The 15,359-nt window shown below is 59.6% G+C and carries 18 protein-coding genes; 1 reads left to right on the top strand and 17 read right to left on the bottom strand.

Annotated elements, in window-relative coordinates:
* Positions 1–6: 6 nt before the first annotated feature.
* The 16 genes from rplN to rpsL form a co-directional block, all read right to left on the bottom strand.
* Positions 7–375 carry a 50S ribosomal protein L14 gene (gene rplN / locus GR197_RS10385; protein WP_003573790.1) on the bottom strand — a complete coding sequence of 123 codons (369 nt, stop codon included), beginning with the start codon at positions 373–375 and terminating at the stop codon, positions 7–9.
* A 257-nt stretch (positions 376–632) separates the two neighbouring features.
* Positions 633–872, bottom strand: coding sequence for a 30S ribosomal protein S17 (gene rpsQ, locus GR197_RS10380; protein WP_003573791.1), 240 nt, complete (start codon positions 870–872; stop codon positions 633–635).
* Positions 873–884: 12 nt separating this feature from the next.
* Complete coding sequence (gene rpmC, locus GR197_RS10375; RefSeq protein WP_003547556.1) at positions 885–1,085, bottom strand: 50S ribosomal protein L29; 201 nt, start codon at positions 1,083–1,085, stop codon at positions 885–887.
* Between the two features lie 12 nt (positions 1,086–1,097).
* Positions 1,098–1,511, bottom strand: a complete 414-nt coding sequence (gene rplP, locus GR197_RS10370; protein WP_003547555.1) for a 50S ribosomal protein L16 — start codon at positions 1,509–1,511, stop codon at positions 1,098–1,100.
* Between the two features lie 36 nt (positions 1,512–1,547).
* On the bottom strand, positions 1,548–2,279 hold the full coding sequence (rpsC, locus tag GR197_RS10365; RefSeq protein WP_003547554.1) for a 30S ribosomal protein S3: 732 nt from the start codon (positions 2,277–2,279) through the stop codon (positions 1,548–1,550).
* A complete protein-coding gene (gene rplV / locus GR197_RS10360; RefSeq protein ID WP_007626081.1) occupies positions 2,279–2,668 on the bottom strand; it encodes a 50S ribosomal protein L22 in 390 nt (129 codons plus the stop codon). Before rplV ends, rpsC begins: the two co-directional genes overlap by 1 nt.
* Positions 2,669–2,670: 2 nt before the next feature.
* The gene (gene rpsS / locus GR197_RS10355; protein WP_003573797.1) at positions 2,671–2,949 is read right to left on the bottom strand and encodes a 30S ribosomal protein S19; all 279 of its coding nucleotides are present in this window, start codon (positions 2,947–2,949) and stop codon (positions 2,671–2,673) included.
* A gap of 15 nt (positions 2,950–2,964) precedes the next feature.
* Positions 2,965–3,801: a 50S ribosomal protein L2 gene (gene rplB, locus GR197_RS10350; RefSeq protein ID WP_007626082.1), complete on the bottom strand. Its 837-nt coding sequence runs from the start codon at positions 3,799–3,801 to the stop codon at positions 2,965–2,967.
* Between the two features lie 11 nt (positions 3,802–3,812).
* On the bottom strand, positions 3,813–4,106 hold the full coding sequence (locus tag GR197_RS10345) for a 50S ribosomal protein L23 (RefSeq protein ID WP_003547550.1): 294 nt from the start codon (positions 4,104–4,106) through the stop codon (positions 3,813–3,815).
* On the bottom strand, positions 4,103–4,723 hold the full coding sequence (gene rplD, locus GR197_RS10340) for a 50S ribosomal protein L4 (RefSeq protein ID WP_164009057.1): 621 nt from the start codon (positions 4,721–4,723) through the stop codon (positions 4,103–4,105). The genes GR197_RS10345 and rplD overlap by 4 nt, the downstream gene beginning before the upstream one ends.
* A gap of 12 nt (positions 4,724–4,735) precedes the next feature.
* Entirely contained in the window at positions 4,736–5,377 is a 642-nt protein-coding gene (rplC, locus tag GR197_RS10335; protein WP_007626085.1) for a 50S ribosomal protein L3, read from the bottom strand.
* A 39-nt stretch (positions 5,378–5,416) separates the two neighbouring features.
* Positions 5,417–5,725, bottom strand: a complete 309-nt coding sequence (rpsJ, locus tag GR197_RS10330; RefSeq protein ID WP_003547547.1) for a 30S ribosomal protein S10 — start codon at positions 5,723–5,725, stop codon at positions 5,417–5,419.
* 154 nt (positions 5,726–5,879) lie between these two features.
* A complete protein-coding gene (gene tuf / locus GR197_RS10325) occupies positions 5,880–7,055 on the bottom strand; it encodes an elongation factor Tu (RefSeq protein ID WP_164009041.1) in 1,176 nt (391 codons plus the stop codon).
* A gap of 68 nt (positions 7,056–7,123) precedes the next feature.
* Positions 7,124–9,223, bottom strand: coding sequence for an elongation factor G (gene fusA / locus GR197_RS10320; protein ID WP_164009055.1), 2,100 nt, complete (start codon positions 9,221–9,223; stop codon positions 7,124–7,126).
* A 29-nt stretch (positions 9,224–9,252) separates the two neighbouring features.
* Entirely contained in the window at positions 9,253–9,723 is a 471-nt protein-coding gene (gene rpsG / locus GR197_RS10315) for a 30S ribosomal protein S7 (RefSeq protein WP_003578662.1), read from the bottom strand.
* Positions 9,724–9,800: 77 nt separating this feature from the next.
* Positions 9,801–10,172, bottom strand: a complete 372-nt coding sequence (gene rpsL / locus GR197_RS10310) for a 30S ribosomal protein S12 (protein WP_003547537.1) — start codon at positions 10,170–10,172, stop codon at positions 9,801–9,803.
* A gap of 498 nt (positions 10,173–10,670) precedes the next feature.
* Between rpsL and GR197_RS10305 the strand changes: the two genes are divergently transcribed.
* On the top strand, positions 10,671–10,964 hold the full coding sequence (locus GR197_RS10305) for a hypothetical protein (RefSeq protein ID WP_007626097.1): 294 nt from the start codon (positions 10,671–10,673) through the stop codon (positions 10,962–10,964).
* Between the two features lie 163 nt (positions 10,965–11,127).
* Here the strand turns inward: GR197_RS10305 and rpoC are convergent, their stop codons facing one another.
* A complete protein-coding gene (gene rpoC / locus GR197_RS10300; RefSeq protein ID WP_164009053.1) occupies positions 11,128–15,336 on the bottom strand; it encodes a DNA-directed RNA polymerase subunit beta' in 4,209 nt (1,402 codons plus the stop codon).
* Positions 15,337–15,359 lie beyond the last annotated feature (23 nt).

The following is a 15,359-nucleotide window of genomic DNA, read 5'->3' as shown; positions in this document are numbered from 1 at the left end:
CGCTCCTTACAGTACTTCGGGAGCCAGCGAGATGATCTTCATGTGGTTCTTGGCGCGAAGTTCGCGCGGAACCGGTCCGAAGATACGGGTGCCGATCGGCTCTTTTTTGTTGTCGATGAGGACTGCTGCGTTGGTGTCGAAGCGGATGACGGAGCCATCCGGACGACGGATGTCCTTGGCGGTACGAACAACAACCGCCTTCATCACGTCACCCTTCTTCACACGGCCGCGCGGGATCGCTTCCTTGATCGAAACGACGATGACGTCGCCGATCGAGGCATACTTGCGCTTCGAGCCGCCCAGCACCTTGATGCACATGACACGACGTGCGCCGGAATTATCCGCGACGTCGAGGTTTGTTTGCATCTGAATCATATCAGGTCGCCTTCTTGGTTTACCGGAATGGTTGGGCTAGCCCCCTACTCCGGCTTATGAAAATTTTCGCCGGCCGAGCTGCCTTGACGGCAGCACAGACGCGGCGATAGCTGAATAGCGCGGGATCGATCGTGCCAGGGTGGTTTCCCGAAGGACCTTCCGTGCGCTCAAAGCAAAAGAACGCCCGGCTTTCGAGCGTTCTGACGCTGCTTCATACAGATATTTCGGCGAGACGCAAGGCCCCGCACAAAATTCTGTTACTGGCCCTGGGCGGAAATCACCGTCCAACGCTTGTCCTTGGAGATCGGCGCGCATTCCTCGATGGATACGGTATCGCCAATCTTGTACTGGTTGTTCTCGTCGTGGGCCTTGTACTTCTTGGAACGACGAACGGTCTTCTGGAGCAGCGGGTGAGCGAAACGACGCTCGACGCGAACCACTACCGTCTTCTCGTTCTTGTCGCCAACGACGACGCCCTGCAGGATGCGCTTCGGCATATTTTTCTTCCTTTAGGCCTTAACTTCTGCCGCCTTCTGGCGGGCAATGGTTTTCACGCGGGCGATGTCCTTGCGGACTTCGTTGATGCGCGAGGACTTTTCGAGCTGGCCGGTCGCCTTCTGGAAGCGCAGGTTGAACTGCTCCTTCTTCAGCTTGGCAAGCTCGTCCTTGAGTTGGTCGGCGGTAAACCCGCGAACATCTGAGGCTTTCATGAGCTCAATCCCTTACTCTGCAATGCGCTGAACGAAGCGCGTCTTGACCGAGAGCTTGGCGGAGCCGAGGCGAAGAGCCTCACGGGCGATTTCTTCGCTGACACCGTCGATCTCGAACATCATACGGCCGGGCTTGACCTTGCATGCCCAGTATTCAACGGAGCCCTTACCCTTACCCATGCGGACTTCGGTCGGCTTTTTGGTTACCGGAACGTCCGGGAACACACGGATCCATACACGGCCGGCGCGCTTCATATAACGCGTGATCGCGCGGCGGGCCGCCTCGATCTCGCGCGCGTTGACGCGGTTGGGTTCCTGAGCCTTCAGGCCGAATTCGCCGAATGCCAGGTCAGAACCGCCCTTGGCGACGCCCTTGATGCGGCCCTTGAACTGCTTGCGGTACTTGGTACGCTTTGGCTGCAACATTTTCTTATTCTCCGAACTTCTCTGCCACGCGCGCTATCAAGCGTTGTCGCGGCGACGGTCTCTGTCGCGGTCACGATCACGGCTTGCCGGACCCTGGGCGTCACCTTCCATCGCACGGCGCTCGGAAGCCATCGGATCGTGCTCAAGGATTTCGCCCTTGAAGATCCAGACCTTGATGCCGCAGATGCCGAATGCGGTTTCTGCTTCAGCCGTGCCGTAGTCGATGTCGGCGCGCAGCGTGTGCAGCGGCACACGCCCTTCGCGGTACCATTCCGTACGGGCGATTTCAGCGCCGCCGAGACGACCAGCGCAGGTGATCTTGATGCCTTCGGCGCCAAGACGCATCGCGGACTGAACGGCGCGCTTCATGGCGCGACGGAAAGCCACGCGGCGCTCAAGCTGCTGGGCGATCGACTGAGCGACCAGCGTCGCATCGACTTCGGGCTTACGCACTTCGACGATGTTAAGGTGCGTTTCCGAATTCGTCATCTCCGACAGCTTCTTGCGAAGCTTGTCGATGTCGGCGCCCTTGCGGCCGATGATCAGGCCCGGACGTGCCGAGTGGATCGTGACGCGGCACTTCTTGTGCGGACGCTCGATGACCACCTTGGAGATCCCGGCCTGCTTCAGTTCGCTCATGACGAACTTGCGCATCTTCAGGTCTTCGTGCAGCAGCTGGCCGTACTCGGCATTGTCCGCAAACCAGCGGCTATCCCAGGTACGGTTGATGCCAAGACGGAAACCGATTGGATTGATTTTCTGACCCATTATGCGGCCTCCTCTACTGCCTGCACTTCACGAACGACGATCGTCAGGTGCGCGAAGGGCTTTTCGATGCGCGACGCGCGACCGCGGCCACGAGCGTGGAAACGCTTCATGACGATCGACTTGCCGACATAGGCCTCGGCGACGACAAGCGAGTCGACATCGAGATCGTGGTTGTTCTCGGCATTGGCGATCGCAGATTCAAGCGTCTTCTTGACGGCACCTGCGATGCGCTTGCGGGAGAACTCCAGCTCAGCGAGTGCGCGCTCAACCTTCTTGCCGCGGATAGCCGCAGCAACCAGGTTGAGCTTCTGAGGGCTGACGCGGAGCGTGCGGGCGACTGCTTGCGCCTCGTTGTCCTTCAGCCGGCGTTCGGCTTTTGCCTTGCCCATTGTTACTTCCTCTTCGCCTTCTTGTCCGCGCCGTGACCGTAATAGGTGCGGGTCGGAGAGAATTCACCGAACTTGTGGCCGACCATGTCTTCATTGACGCTGACCGGGATATGCTTGCTGCCGTTGTAGACGCCGAAGGTAAGACCGACGAACTGCGGCAGGATCGTGGAGCGACGGCTCCAGATCTTGATCACTTCTGCACGACCGCCTTCACGAACCTTCTCAGCCTTCTTGAGAAGATAGCCGTCAACGAACGGACCTTTCCATACTGAACGAGCCATTGGAGACTTCCTCTCTTACTTCTTACGCTGATGACGCGAGCGCATGATCATCTTGTCGGTCGACTTGTTCGACCGGGTGCGCTTGCCCTTGGTCGGCTTGCCCCACGGAGTAACCGGGTGACGGCCACCAGAGGTGCGACCTTCACCACCGCCGTGCGGGTGGTCGACCGGGTTCATGACAACACCGCGGTTATGCGGACGCTTGCCGCGCCAAACGGTACGACCGGCCTTGCCGTCGTTGATGTTGGCGTGGTCAGGGTTGGAGACGGCGCCGATCGAAGCAAGGCAGGAGCCATGAACGAGACGCTGTTCACCCGAGTTCAGGCGAAGGATCGCCATGCCCTGGTCACGGCCGACGAGCTGTGCGTAGCCACCGGCGGAGCGAGCGATCTGACCACCCTTGCCCGGCTTCATTTCCACATTGTGGATGATGGAGCCGACCGGGATGAACTGCAGCGGCATGGTGTTGCCGGGCTTGACGTCGACAGCCTTCTCGGAAGCGATGACCTTGTCGCCGGGAGCGAGGCGCTGAGGAGCGAGGATGTAAGCCTTCTCGCCATCAGCATAGTTCACCAGCGCGATGAAAGCGGTGCGGTTCGGATCGTATTCGATACGCTCGACCGTGCCTTCGACCTCGAACTTGCGACGCTTGAAGTCGATCAGACGATAGGTGCGCTTGTGACCGCCGCCGATAAAGCGGGCGGTGATGCGACCGAGGTTGTTACGACCGCCGCTCTTCGTCAGGCCTTCCGTCAGCGCCTTGACCGGCTTGCCCTTGTAGAGGGCCGAACGGTCGACGATGACCAGCTGGCGCTGGCTCGGGGTGATCGGATTGAATGTTTTCAATGCCATTTTCTTATACCTCAGAGACCGGTGGAGACGTCGATCGTCTGGCCTTCAGCCAGGGTCACAACAGCCTTCTTCACGTCCTTCTGCTTGCCGACGAAACCGCGGAACCGCTTGGTCTTGCCCTTGCGCAGCAGAGTGTTGACGGCCGTAACCTTGACGCCGAACAGCGCCTCGACAGCAGCCTTGATTTCCGGCTTCGTCGCCTGTTTGGCGACATTGAAAACAACCTGGTTGTTTTCGGATACCAGCGTGGACTTTTCGGTGATCGCCGGAGAGACGATTACATCGTAGTGGCGAAGATCGGTCACTTGAATCGCTCCTCTAGCGCTTCAACCGCAGCCTTGGAAAGCACGAGCTTGCCGCGGCGCAGGATGTCATAAACGTTGATGCCCTGGATCGGAAGAACATCGATGTTCGGGATGTTCTGAGCTGCGAGCTTGAAGTTGCCATCAAGTTCTGCGCCACCGATGAAGAGGGCGTTGGTCAGGCCGAGCGTCTCGAAAACAGACGCGAGAGCCTTGGTCTTGGCTTCGGTGGCAACCAGGTTGTCGATGACGATGACGTCATCGGCCTTGATCTTGGCCGAAAGAGCGAGACGCAAGCCGAGTGCACGAACCTTCTTCGGAAGGTCATGCTCGTGGCTGCGGACGACTGGGCCGTGAGCCTTGCCGCCGCCGCGGAACTGCGGAGCGCGAGCCGAATGGTGGCGGGCGCGGCCCGTACCCTTCTGCTTGTACATCTTGGCGCCGGTGCGCGAAACTTCAGCGCGGCCCTTTGCCTTGTGGGTGCCCTGCTGCTTCTTGGCAAGCTGCCAGCGGATGACGCGGGCGATAATGTCTTCGCGGGGCTCGAGGCCGAAAATCGCGTCCGAAAGGGAAACCTTCCCGGCGTCTTTTCCCTCGAGGGTTTTGACGTTGAATTCCATTGATCTGGCTCCTTACTTCGCGGCCGACTTGACGGCGTCGCGCACGATGATCCAAGCACCCTTGGAACCAGGAACAGCACCCTTGATCAGGATCAGACCACGATCTTCGTCGGTCGAAACCACTTCCAGGTTCTGCGTCGTGACGCGCGTCTGGCCCATGTGACCAGCCATCTTCTTGTTCTTGAAAACCTTGCCCGGATCCTGGCGCGAGCCGGTCGAACCGTGCGAACGGTGCGAAACCGACACACCGTGCGTGGCGCGGAGACCGCCGAAACCGTGGCGCTTCATGGCGCCGGCAAAACCCTTACCGATCGTCGTGCCCGTCACGTCGACGAGCTGACCGGCTGCAAAGTGACCCGCCTTGATCTCAGTGCCGATCTCAAGCAGCTGGTCTTCCGACACGCGGAATTCCGTGACCTTGGCCTTCGGCTCGACGTTGGCAATGGCAAAGTTGCCGCGCATCGCCTTCGACGTGTTCTTTACCTTCGCCTGGCCGGCACCGAGCTGAACTGCGGTATAGCCATTCTTTTCGACAGTGCGCGTAGCGACGACCTGAACGGCCTCCATGCGCAGTACCGTTACCGGGACATGCTCGCCGGCGTCGTTATAGACGCGGGTCATTCCCACCTTCTGTGCAATCACACCTGAACGCATCGGTTCAATCCTTCTCACTCAGCCCGAAGACCCGAGGTCTCAGAGCTTGATCTCAACATCGACACCGGCGGCGAGATCGAGCTTCATCAGCGCGTCTACCGTCTGCGGGGTCGGATCAACGATATCGAGAAGGCGCTTGTGCGTGCGCATCTCGAACTGTTCGCGGCTCTTCTTGTCGATGTGCGGGGACCGGTTGACCGTGAACTTCTCGATGCGGGTCGGAAGCGGAACGGGGCCCCGGACGCTTGCACCGGTGCGCTTAGCCGTCGATACGATCTCGCGCGTGGAGGCATCGAGAATCCGGTGATCGAACGCCTTCAGGCGGATGCGGATATTCTGGCCGTTCATTCGACTTTATCCTTGTGTCTGTTATCCGCGTGTCACCATTGAGGGACACGACTTACCTTCAGTTACGTTAGCGGGCCACCGGTTTCAAAGATCGAGAGGGACACCGCGGTCGGCATCCCTATCCTTTCCTTGGGCCTGGTGGCCCAGCCGCTAGTTACTCGACGATCGAAGCAACGATACCGGCGCCGACAGTGCGGCCACCTTCGCGGATCGCGAAGCGCAGCTTTTCTTCCATCGCGATCGGAACGATCAGCTCGACGGCAACCGTGACGTTGTCGCCCGGCATGACCATCTCCGTGCCTTCAGGCAGCGAGACGATGCCCGTCACGTCGGTCGTGCGGAAGTAGAACTGCGGACGGTAGTTGGTGAAGAACGGCGTATGACGGCCACCCTCTTCCTTCGTCAGGATGTAGGCTTCAGCCATGAACTTCTTGTGCGGCTTGACAGAGCCCGGCTTGCACAGAATCTGGCCACGCTCGACGCCGTCACGGTTCACACCGCGAACCAGAGCGCCGATGTTGTCGCCGGCCTGGCCCTGATCGAGCAGCTTGCGGAACATTTCAACGCCGGTCACCGTCGTCTTCGAGGTCGCGCGGATGCCGACGATCTCGACTTCTTCGCCAACCTTGACAATGCCACGCTCGACGCGGCCGGTCACAACCGTACCACGGCCCGAGATCGAGAACACGTCTTCGATCGGCATCAGGAACGGCTGGTCGATCGGACGCTCAGGCGTCGGGATGTAGGCATCGACGGCAGCCATCAGTTCGCGGATCGCATCTTCGCCGATCTTCTTGTCCGAATCTTCAAGAGCGGCAAGTGCCGAACCCTTGACGACCGGGATATCGTCGCCCGGGAAGTCGTAGGACGACAGAAGTTCGCGAACTTCGAGCTCGACCAGTTCGAGAAGCTCGGCGTCGTCAACCTGGTCGACCTTGTTCAGGAACACCACGATAGCCGGAACGCCGACCTGACGGGCCAGCAGAATGTGTTCGCGCGTCTGCGGCATCGGGCCGTCAGCGGCCGAGCACACCAGGATCGCGCCGTCCATCTGGGCAGCACCGGTGATCATGTTCTTGACGTAGTCGGCGTGGCCGGGGCAGTCGACGTGTGCATAGTGGCGGGCCGGCGTCTCATACTCGACGTGTGCCGTCGAAATGGTGATGCCGCGGGCCTTTTCTTCCGGAGCAGCGTCGATCTGGTCGTACGCCTTGTACTCGCCGAAATACTTCGTGATCGCTGCCGTCAGAGACGTCTTGCCGTGGTCAACGTGGCCAATCGTGCCAATGTTGACGTGCGGCTTGTTGCGCTCAAACTTACTCTTTCCCATTTTCGGGTCTCCATTTTGCTAGTCCCCGAGGGGATCTAATTCTTGTTATCGGTCAATTGGTATTCCGGTCACTTCTGACCGGAATACTTTGCCTGGATTTCTGTTGCGACGTTCGACGGGACCGGCGAGTAGTGATCGAAGGTCATCGTGTACTGAGCGCGGCCCTGGGACATGGAGCGCAGATTGTCGACATACTTGAACATGTTCGCGAGCGGGACGTTCGCGTTGATGACGACGGCAATACCACGGCTTTCCTGGCCCTGGATCTGACCGCGACGGGAGTTCAGGTCGCCGATGACGTCGCCGACATAATCTTCCGGGGTCACGACTTCGACCTTCATCATCGGTTCGAGCAGCTGAGCGCCGGCCTTCTTGGCTGCTTCACGGAAGCAGGCACGCGATGCGATTTCGAAGGCGAGAACCGAGGAGTCGACGTCGTGGAAGGCACCATCGATGAGGGTCGCCTTGACGCCGAGCATCGGGAAGCCAGCGAGCGGACCCGAAGACAGAACACTTTCGATGCCCTTCTGGACGCCCGGAATGTATTCCTTCGGAACGGAGCCGCCGACGATCTTCGATTCGAATTTGAAGTCCTCGCCGTCCGGGTTCGGTTCGAAGACGATTTTGACGCGCGCGAACTGGCCGGTACCACCGGACTGCTTCTTGTGCGTGTAATCCTCTTCGTGCTGACGCGTGATGGTTTCGCGGTAGGCAACCTGCGGCGCGCCGACGGTTGCTTCAACCTTGAATTCACGACGCATGCGGTCGACGATGATGTCGAGATGCAGTTCGCCCATGCCGGCGATGATCGTCTGGCCGGATTCCTGGTCGGTCTTGACGCGGAAGGACGGATCTTCAGCAGCCAGGCGGTTGAGCGCAAGGCCCATCTTTTCCTGGTCGCCCTTGGTCTTCGGCTCGATGGCGATCTGGATGACCGGCTCGGGGAATTCCATGCGCTCGAGAATAACCGGCTTCAGCGGATCACAGAGCGTGTCGCCCGTCGTGGTTTCCTTGAGGCCGGCGAGAGCAACGATGTCACCTGCGAAGGCTTCTTCGATGTCTTCACGCGAGTTGGAGTGCATCTGCAGCATACGGCCGACGCGCTCGCGCTTGTCCTTGACCGTGTTGATGACCGACGTGCCCTTTTCGAGCTTGCCGGAGTAGATGCGGGCGAAGGTCAGCGAACCGACGAAGGGGTCGTTCATGATCTTGAAGGCGAGCATGGAAAGCGGCTCGTTGTCATCGGCATGACGTTCGATGTCAGCTTCCGTCTTGAAGTCGATGCCCTTGATCGCCGGGATATCCATCGGCGACGGCAGGTAGTCGACGACGGCGTCGAGCAGCGGCTGCACGCCCTTGTTCTTAAAGGCGGTGCCGCAGAACATCGGGTGGAACTTGACGTCGATCGTGCCGCGGCGAACGAGTTCGCGGATCTTGTCGTTGTCGGGCAGAATGCCTTCGAGATAGGCTTCCGTCGCGGCTTCGTCGATGTCGACGACCGTCTCGATCAGCTTTTCGCGATACTCTTCAGCCTTGGCCTTCATGTCCTCGGGGATCTCGACGACATCCCACTGGGCGCCGAGCGACTCGTCACGCCAGATGAGAGCATTCATCTCGATCAGGTCGATGACGCCCTTGAATTCGGTTTCCGCACCGATCGGCAGCTGCATGACGACAGCCGTTGCGCCGAGACGGGTTTTGATCATCTCGACGGAGCGGTAGAAGTCCGCACCGGTCTTGTCCATCTTGTTGCAGAAGATCATCCGCGGGACATTGTACTTCTCGGCCTGACGCCAGACGGTTTCCGTCTGCGGCTCAACGCCGGCATTGGCGTCGAGCAGCGCGATAGCGCCGTCGAGAACGCGCAGCGAACGCTCGACTTCGATGGTGAAGTCGACGTGGCCGGGGGTGTCGATGATGTTGAAGCGACGCGTCTTGCCGTCACGGCCCTTCCAGTAGGTCGTGGTGGCAGCGGAGGTGATCGTGATGCCACGCTCCTGCTCCTGCTCCATCCAGTCCATGGTGGCTGCGCCGTCGTGAACTTCGCCGATCTTGTGCGACTTGCCGGTGTAATAAAGGATACGCTCGGTGGTCGTGGTCTTGCCGGCGTCGATATGCGCCATGATACCGAAATTACGGTAGTCTTCGATTTTATATTCGCGAGCCATTATGGACTGCCTTTCGATACCGTTCGGAATTACCAGCGATAGTGCGAGAACGCACGGTTGGCGTCAGCCATCTTATGCGTGTCTTCGCGCTTCTTGACGGCGGAGCCGCGGTTGTTGGACGCATCGAGCAGTTCGCCGGAAAGGCGGTCAACCATAGTCGTTTCATTGCGCTTGCGGGCAGCAGCGATCAGCCAGCGAATGGCGAGAGCCTGGCGGCGCTCCGGACGAACATCGACCGGGACCTGATAGGTCGCACCGCCGACGCGGCGCGAGCGGACTTCGACATGCGGCGCAATGTTGTCGAGTGCAGAATGGAAAACCGTAAGCGGCTCCTGCTTGGACTTGCCCTGGACGACGTCGAACGCGCCATAGACAATGTTTTCAGCAACGGACTTCTTGCCGTCGAGCATGATGGCATTCATGAACTTGGTGACGACGAGATCACCGAACTTCGGGTCCGGATTGATCTCGCGCTTTTCTGCTTTATGACGTCTGGACATAATTTTCGTCTCTTCAACCGTTAAGGCGCTTCATCACGCGGAGGACCTCGCGCAGCGCCGAATTACTCAAAACCGAATTACTTCGGACGCTTCGCGCCATACTTGGAGCGGCGCTGCTTGCGGTTCTTGACACCCTGGGTATCGAGAACGCCGCGGATGATGTGATAACGGACACCCGGAAGGTCCTTGACGCGGCCGCCACGGATCATGACGACGGAGTGTTCCTGAAGGTTGTGACCTTCGCCGGGGATGTAACCAATGACTTCGAAGCCGTTGGTCAGGCGGATCTTTGCGACCTTACGCAGAGCCGAGTTCGGCTTCTTCGGCGTCGTCGTATAGACGCGCGTGCAAACGCCGCGCTTCTGCGGGTTCTCCTGGAGTGCGGGAACCTTGTTACGCTTTACGTTCGCCTGGCGAGGCTTGCGGATCAGCTGGTTTACGGTAGGCATTCAACCATCCCTTACGTTTTATCTCAGTACCCTTGCGGGCTTGAACTCGCGCCGTCTCCGGCAGTGACGCACGCTTTCCGTCAATGCGCAAAATATGGCCCGATCCGCTTCCGCAGATGGACCACAAGGAGCAGAGGACGCATATAATTTGCGTCGTGCGTGCAGCATCATGACTTCAACGTGCGTTTAGAACCTTGTTTGAGGTGAACTTCAGGGCGCGTCGCCCCGAACAGCCAAGCCTCACATGGGATCTGATGGCCGGGGTACTACTGGTTTCCACCGATCTCGTCAAGGCCGGTTAAGAAATAAACTCGGCGCATCGCCTTGATCTGCGGGCCTTAGGCCCTGATTTCATCCTTCTAGACGAAATCAGGGACGTGCACCAAGATAAAAACTTGGGCATTGCAGCAAAAGCAGTTAAGGAATCAGCAATTGCGGCGTGCGGCCCTCACAGAAGGATTCGAGCGACCGAATCGTCAAAGAGCCGAAGGACAGGCGATGATTACGACACCTGATAACGACAATAATTTCGACGGGCCGATGATCTTCATCATTATCGGCAAAGGCTACGAGTCCGACGGCAGCGAAGGCATCGACCTGCACATCATGTTGAAGGCGCCCGACGACGACACTGCCGTACGCGAGGCCTTGAACGCCCTTGCCGAGGAAGGCTTCATCGAGGCCGATCTCGACCAGATCGGCATGCTGACCGAGGTGCCGGCCGAAGAGCCGCACGCCTCCGCCTATCAGGGCGCCGTCGATGGCGAGGTCGCGATCATCCGCTTCAACTGAAGCGAGCTGCCGCTGACGCTGCGGGTCGCAAAGGCAGCATAGAGCGAAAGCAGCACCTTCCCTCCCCCAACCTACCAAAGCAGACTAAAAACGAAAACCGCCCGGATCGCTCCGGGCGGTTTTTCAATTTCGCGTGCCACCAAGTGGCAGGTTCAGCTGCGGATTATTCCGCAGCCGGAGCCTTTTCGGCCATGTCCTGCAGCATCGGCGTGGCGACGGCTGCGCCGCTGCCCTTGCGGCGCTCTTCGAGGATCATCTCGTCGCGCGACGTGGCGATGCGGCGGATCTGGGTCATGGTGCCGCCGGTGCCGGCCGGGATGAGGCGGCCGACGATGACGTTTTCCTTCAGACCCTGCAGGCCGTCGGTCTTGCCGGCGATCGCAGCTTCCGTCAGCACCTTGGTCGTTTCCTGGAAGGACGCGGCCGAGATGAAGGACGGGGTCTGCAGCGACGCCTTGGTGATGCCGAGAAGAACCGGATCGCCGTAGGCAGGCTTCTTGCCCTGCTCGATCAGATGATCGTTGACGTCTTCGAGCTCGATCCGGTCGACATTGTCGCCGACGATATAGGTCGAGTCGCCTGCATCGGTGATCTCCACCTTCTGCAGCATCTGACGGACAATCACCTCGATGTGCTTGTCGTTGATGACAACGCCCTGCAGGCGGTAGACTTCCTGGATCTCGTTGACGAGGTAGGAGGCCAGAGCCTCCACGCCCTTGATCGCCAGGATGTCGTGCGGGGCCGGGTTACCGTCGAGGATGTAGTCACCCTTTTCGATATAGTCGCCTTCCTGAAGGTGGAAGGGCTTGCCCTTCGGGATCAGGTATTCGACAGGCTCGACACCGTCTTCCGCCGGCTCGATGATGACGCGACGCTTGTTCTTGTAGTCGCGGCCGAGGCGGATCGTACCATCGATCTCTGCGATGATGGCGTGGTCCTTCGGACGGCGGGCTTCAAAGAGCTCGGCAACGCGCGGCAGACCGCCGGTGATGTCCTTGGTCTTGGCGCTTTCCAGCGGCGAACGCGCGAGAACGTCACCCTGGGAGACCTTGGTGCCCGAATCGACCGACAGAATAGCGTCGACCGAGAGGAAGAAGCGGGCGTCACCACCACGCGACAGCTTCATGATGTTGCCGCTGCCGTCCTTGATGACGATCGCCGGCTTGAGGTCCGAACCGCGCGGGGTCGAACGCCAGTCGATGACCTGACGCTTGGTGATGCCGGTCGACTCGTCGGTCGCTTCCAGAACGGAGAGACCGTCGACAAGGTCTTCGAACTGAACGGTACCAGCCACTTCGGTCATCATCGGACGGGTGTAAGGGTCCCACTCTGCCAGACGCTGGCCGCGCTTGACCTTGTCGCCTTCGTCGACATGCAGTTTCGAACCGTAGGCCACACGCTGCGACGACCGTTCCACGCCACGCTCGTCCAGGATCTGGACGGTCATGTTGCGGCCCATGGCAACGAGGTTGCCATCGGAATTGCGCAGGATGTTGCGGTTCTTGATCTGCACCGTACCTTCGTACGACGCTTCGAGGAACGACTGGTCGACCACGGTTGCCGTACCACCAAGGTGGAAGGTACGCATGGTGAGCTGGGTGCCCGGTTCACCAATCGACTGAGCAGCGATGACGCCGACGGCTTCGCCCATGTTGACAGGCGTACCACGCGCGAGGTCGCGGCCGTAGCAGACTGCGCAAACGCCCGTCTGGATTTCGCAGGTCAGCGCCGAACGGATGCGGATCGACTGGATACCGGCCTTCTCGATTTCGACGACGTCGGGCTCGAGGATCATCCTGCCGGCATCGACGATGCGCTCACCCGTGATCGGATGATCGATGTCATCGAGCGCCGTACGGCCGAGGATGCGCACGCCGATCGAGGCAACGACCTGGCCGGCATCGACGATGGCGGTCATGGTGAGGCCCGTCTGCGTTCCGCAATCGACGTGCGTGACGATGCAATCCTGCGCGACGTCGACGAGACGACGGGTCAGGTAGCCGGAGTTGGCGGTCTTCAGGGCGGTGTCTGCCAGACCCTTGCGGGCGCCGTGGGTCGAGTTGAAGTACTCGTTGACGGTCAGGCCTTCCTTGAAGTTCGAGATGATCGGCGTCTCGATGATTTCACCCGACGGCTTGGCCATGAGGCCGCGCATGCCGCCCAGCTGGCGCATCTGGTTCGGAGAACCACGGGCACCGGAATGGCTCATCATGTAGATCGAATTCATCGGCTTCTGACGACCGGTGTTCTCATCGAATTCGACCGCCTTAATGCGGGCCATCATCTCTTCGGCGACCTTTTCGGTGGCCTTGCCCCAGGCGTCGACAACCTTGTTGTACTTTTCGCCCTGCGTGATCAGGCCGTCATTGTACTGCTGCTCATATTCCTTGACCAGGCTTTCGGTGTCGGCAACGATCTTGGCCTTGGCATCCGGAATGACCATGTCGTCCTTGCCGAACGAAATGCCGGCGCGGCAGGCATGGGAAAAGCCGAGCTGCATGATGCGGTCGCAGAAGATGACCGTGTCCTTCTGGCCGCAGTGGCGGTAGACCGTGTCGATCATCTTGGAGATGTTCTTCTTGGTCATTTCCTGGTTGCAGATGTCGAAGAGCACCTTGCCGTTCTTCGGCAGAAGTTCGCCGATGAGCAGACGGCCAGGCGTCGTTTCATAGATCTTCGAGTAGGCCTTGCCATCCTCGTCGACCGACTTGAATCGGCCGCGGATCTTGGTGTGCAGCGTCACGACCTTGGTTTCGAGAGCGTGATGCAGTTCGCCGAGGTCGGAGAAGGCCATTCCTTCGCCCGGCTCGTTCTGATTGAGGATCGACAGGTAATAGAGACCGAGAACCATGTCCTGCGAGGGAACGATGATCGGCGCACCGTTGGCCGGATGCAGGATGTTGTTGGTCGACATCATCAGCACGCGGGCTTCGAGCTGGGCTTCGAGCGACAGCGGCACGTGAACGGCCATCTGGTCACCGTCGAAGTCGGCGTTGAAGGCCGTGCAGACGAGCGGATGCAGCTGGATCGCCTTGCCTTCGACCAGGGTGGGTTCGAAGGCCTGGATGCCCAGGCGGTGCAGCGTCGGTGCGCGGTTCAGGAGAACCGGATGCTCGCGGATGACCTCGTCGAGGATATCCCAGACTTCCGGCTTTTCCTTTTCGACCAGCTTCTTGGCCTGCTTGACGGTCGAGGAGTAACCCTTGGCGTCGAGGCGGGCATAGATGAACGGCTTGAAGAGTTCGAGCGCCATCTTCTTCGGCAGGCCGCACTGGTGCAGCTTCAGTTCCGGACCGGTGACGATGACCGAACGGCCGGAATAGTCGACGCGCTTGCCGAGCAGGTTCTGGCGGAAGCGGCCCTGCTTGCCCTTCAGCATGTCGGAGAGCGACTTCAGCGGACGCTTGTTGGCGCCGGTGATGACGCGACCGCGACGGCCGTTGTCGAACAGCGCGTCAACCGATTCCTGCAGCATGCGCTTTTCGTTGCGGATGATGATGCCAGGCGCACGAAGCTCGATCAGGCGCTTCAGACGGTTGTTGCGGTTGATGACGCGGCGGTAGAGGTCGTTCAGATCCGAGGTGGCGAAACGGCCACCGTCGAGCGGAACCAGCGGACGCAGATCCGGCGGAATGACCGGAACGACCTTCATGATCATCCATTCCGGACGGTTGCCCGACTCCATGAAGTTCTCGACGATCTTCAGGCGCTTCATCAGCTTCTTCTGCTTGAGATCCGACGTGGTCTCGGCAAGCTCAGCGCGCAGATCGCCAGCGATCTTTTCAAGGTTCATCGAGGCCAGCATCTCGTAGATCGCCTCAGCGCCGATCATCGCGGTGAACTGGTCTTCGCCGTATTCGTCAACGGCAAGCATGTACTCTTCTTCCGAGAGGAGCTGGTGCTCCTTGAGCGCAGTCAGGCCCGGCTCGGTGACGATGTAGTTTTCGAAGTAGAGGACGCGCTCGACATCCTTCAGCGTCATGTCGAGCAGCGTCGAAATGCGTGATGGCAGCGACTTCAGGAACCAGATGTGGGCAACGGGAGCGGCAAGCTCGATATGGCCCATGCGCTCACGGCGAACGCGCGACAGCGTGACTTCGACGCCGCACTTTTCGCAGATGATGCCCTTGTACTTCATGCGCTTGTACTTGCCGCACAGGCATTCGTAGTCCTTGATCGGCCCGAAGATGCGCGCGCAGAACAGACCGTCGCGTTCCGGCTTGAACGTACGGTAGTTGATGGTTTCCGGCTTCTTGATCTCACCGTAAGACCAGGAGAGGATCTTCTCCGGAGATGCGATCGAAATCCGAATAGAATCGAAATTCTGTGCAGGCACCTGCGGATTGAAAAGATTCATGACCTCTTGGTTCATGCCTGTCTCCTTCATGGGCTGAG

The sequence above is a fragment of the Rhizobium phaseoli genome, from assembly GCF_010668805.1.
GTDB lineage: Bacteria > Pseudomonadota > Alphaproteobacteria > Rhizobiales > Rhizobiaceae > Rhizobium > Rhizobium phaseoli_A.
The sequence above is the reverse complement of the archived record's forward strand: the minus strand, read 5'-3'. Positions and strand labels throughout refer to the sequence as shown.

What these genes read in the sequence shown, in the direction of transcription:
- rplN (WP_003573790.1), bottom strand. Translation starts at nt 375, where the DNA reads ATGATTCAGATGCAAACAAACCTCGACGTCGCGGATAATTCCGGCGCA.
- rpsQ (WP_003573791.1), bottom strand. Translation starts at nt 872, where the DNA reads ATGCCGAAGCGCATCCTGCAGGGCGTCGTCGTTGGCGACAAGAACGAG.
- rpmC (WP_003547556.1), bottom strand. Translation starts at nt 1,085, where the DNA reads ATGAAAGCCTCAGATGTTCGCGGGTTTACCGCCGACCAACTCAAGGAC.
- rplP (WP_003547555.1), bottom strand. Translation starts at nt 1,511, where the DNA reads ATGTTGCAGCCAAAGCGTACCAAGTACCGCAAGCAGTTCAAGGGCCGC.
- rpsC (WP_003547554.1), bottom strand. Translation starts at nt 2,279, where the DNA reads ATGGGTCAGAAAATCAATCCAATCGGTTTCCGTCTTGGCATCAACCGT.
- rplV (WP_007626081.1), bottom strand. Translation starts at nt 2,668, where the DNA reads ATGGGCAAGGCAAAAGCCGAACGCCGGCTGAAGGACAACGAGGCGCAA.
- rpsS (WP_003573797.1), bottom strand. Translation starts at nt 2,949, where the DNA reads ATGGCTCGTTCAGTATGGAAAGGTCCGTTCGTTGACGGCTATCTTCTC.
- rplB (WP_007626082.1), bottom strand. Translation starts at nt 3,801, where the DNA reads ATGGCATTGAAAACATTCAATCCGATCACCCCGAGCCAGCGCCAGCTG.
- rplD (WP_164009057.1), bottom strand. Translation starts at nt 4,723, where the DNA reads ATGGAATTCAACGTCAAAACCCTCGAGGGAAAAGACGCCGGGAAGGTT.
- rplC (WP_007626085.1), bottom strand. Translation starts at nt 5,377, where the DNA reads ATGCGTTCAGGTGTGATTGCACAGAAGGTGGGAATGACCCGCGTCTAT.
- rpsJ (WP_003547547.1), bottom strand. Translation starts at nt 5,725, where the DNA reads ATGAACGGCCAGAATATCCGCATCCGCCTGAAGGCGTTCGATCACCGG.
- tuf (WP_164009041.1), bottom strand. Translation starts at nt 7,055, where the DNA reads ATGGGAAAGAGTAAGTTTGAGCGCAACAAGCCGCACGTCAACATTGGC.
- fusA (WP_164009055.1), bottom strand. Translation starts at nt 9,223, where the DNA reads ATGGCTCGCGAATATAAAATCGAAGACTACCGTAATTTCGGTATCATG.
- rpsG (WP_003578662.1), bottom strand. Translation starts at nt 9,723, where the DNA reads ATGTCCAGACGTCATAAAGCAGAAAAGCGCGAGATCAATCCGGACCCG.
- rpsL (WP_003547537.1), bottom strand. Translation starts at nt 10,172, where the DNA reads ATGCCTACCGTAAACCAGCTGATCCGCAAGCCTCGCCAGGCGAACGTA.
- GR197_RS10305 (WP_007626097.1), top strand. Translation starts at nt 10,671, where the DNA reads ATGATTACGACACCTGATAACGACAATAATTTCGACGGGCCGATGATC.
- rpoC (WP_164009053.1), bottom strand. Translation starts at nt 15,336, where the DNA reads ATGAACCAAGAGGTCATGAATCTTTTCAATCCGCAGGTGCCTGCACAG.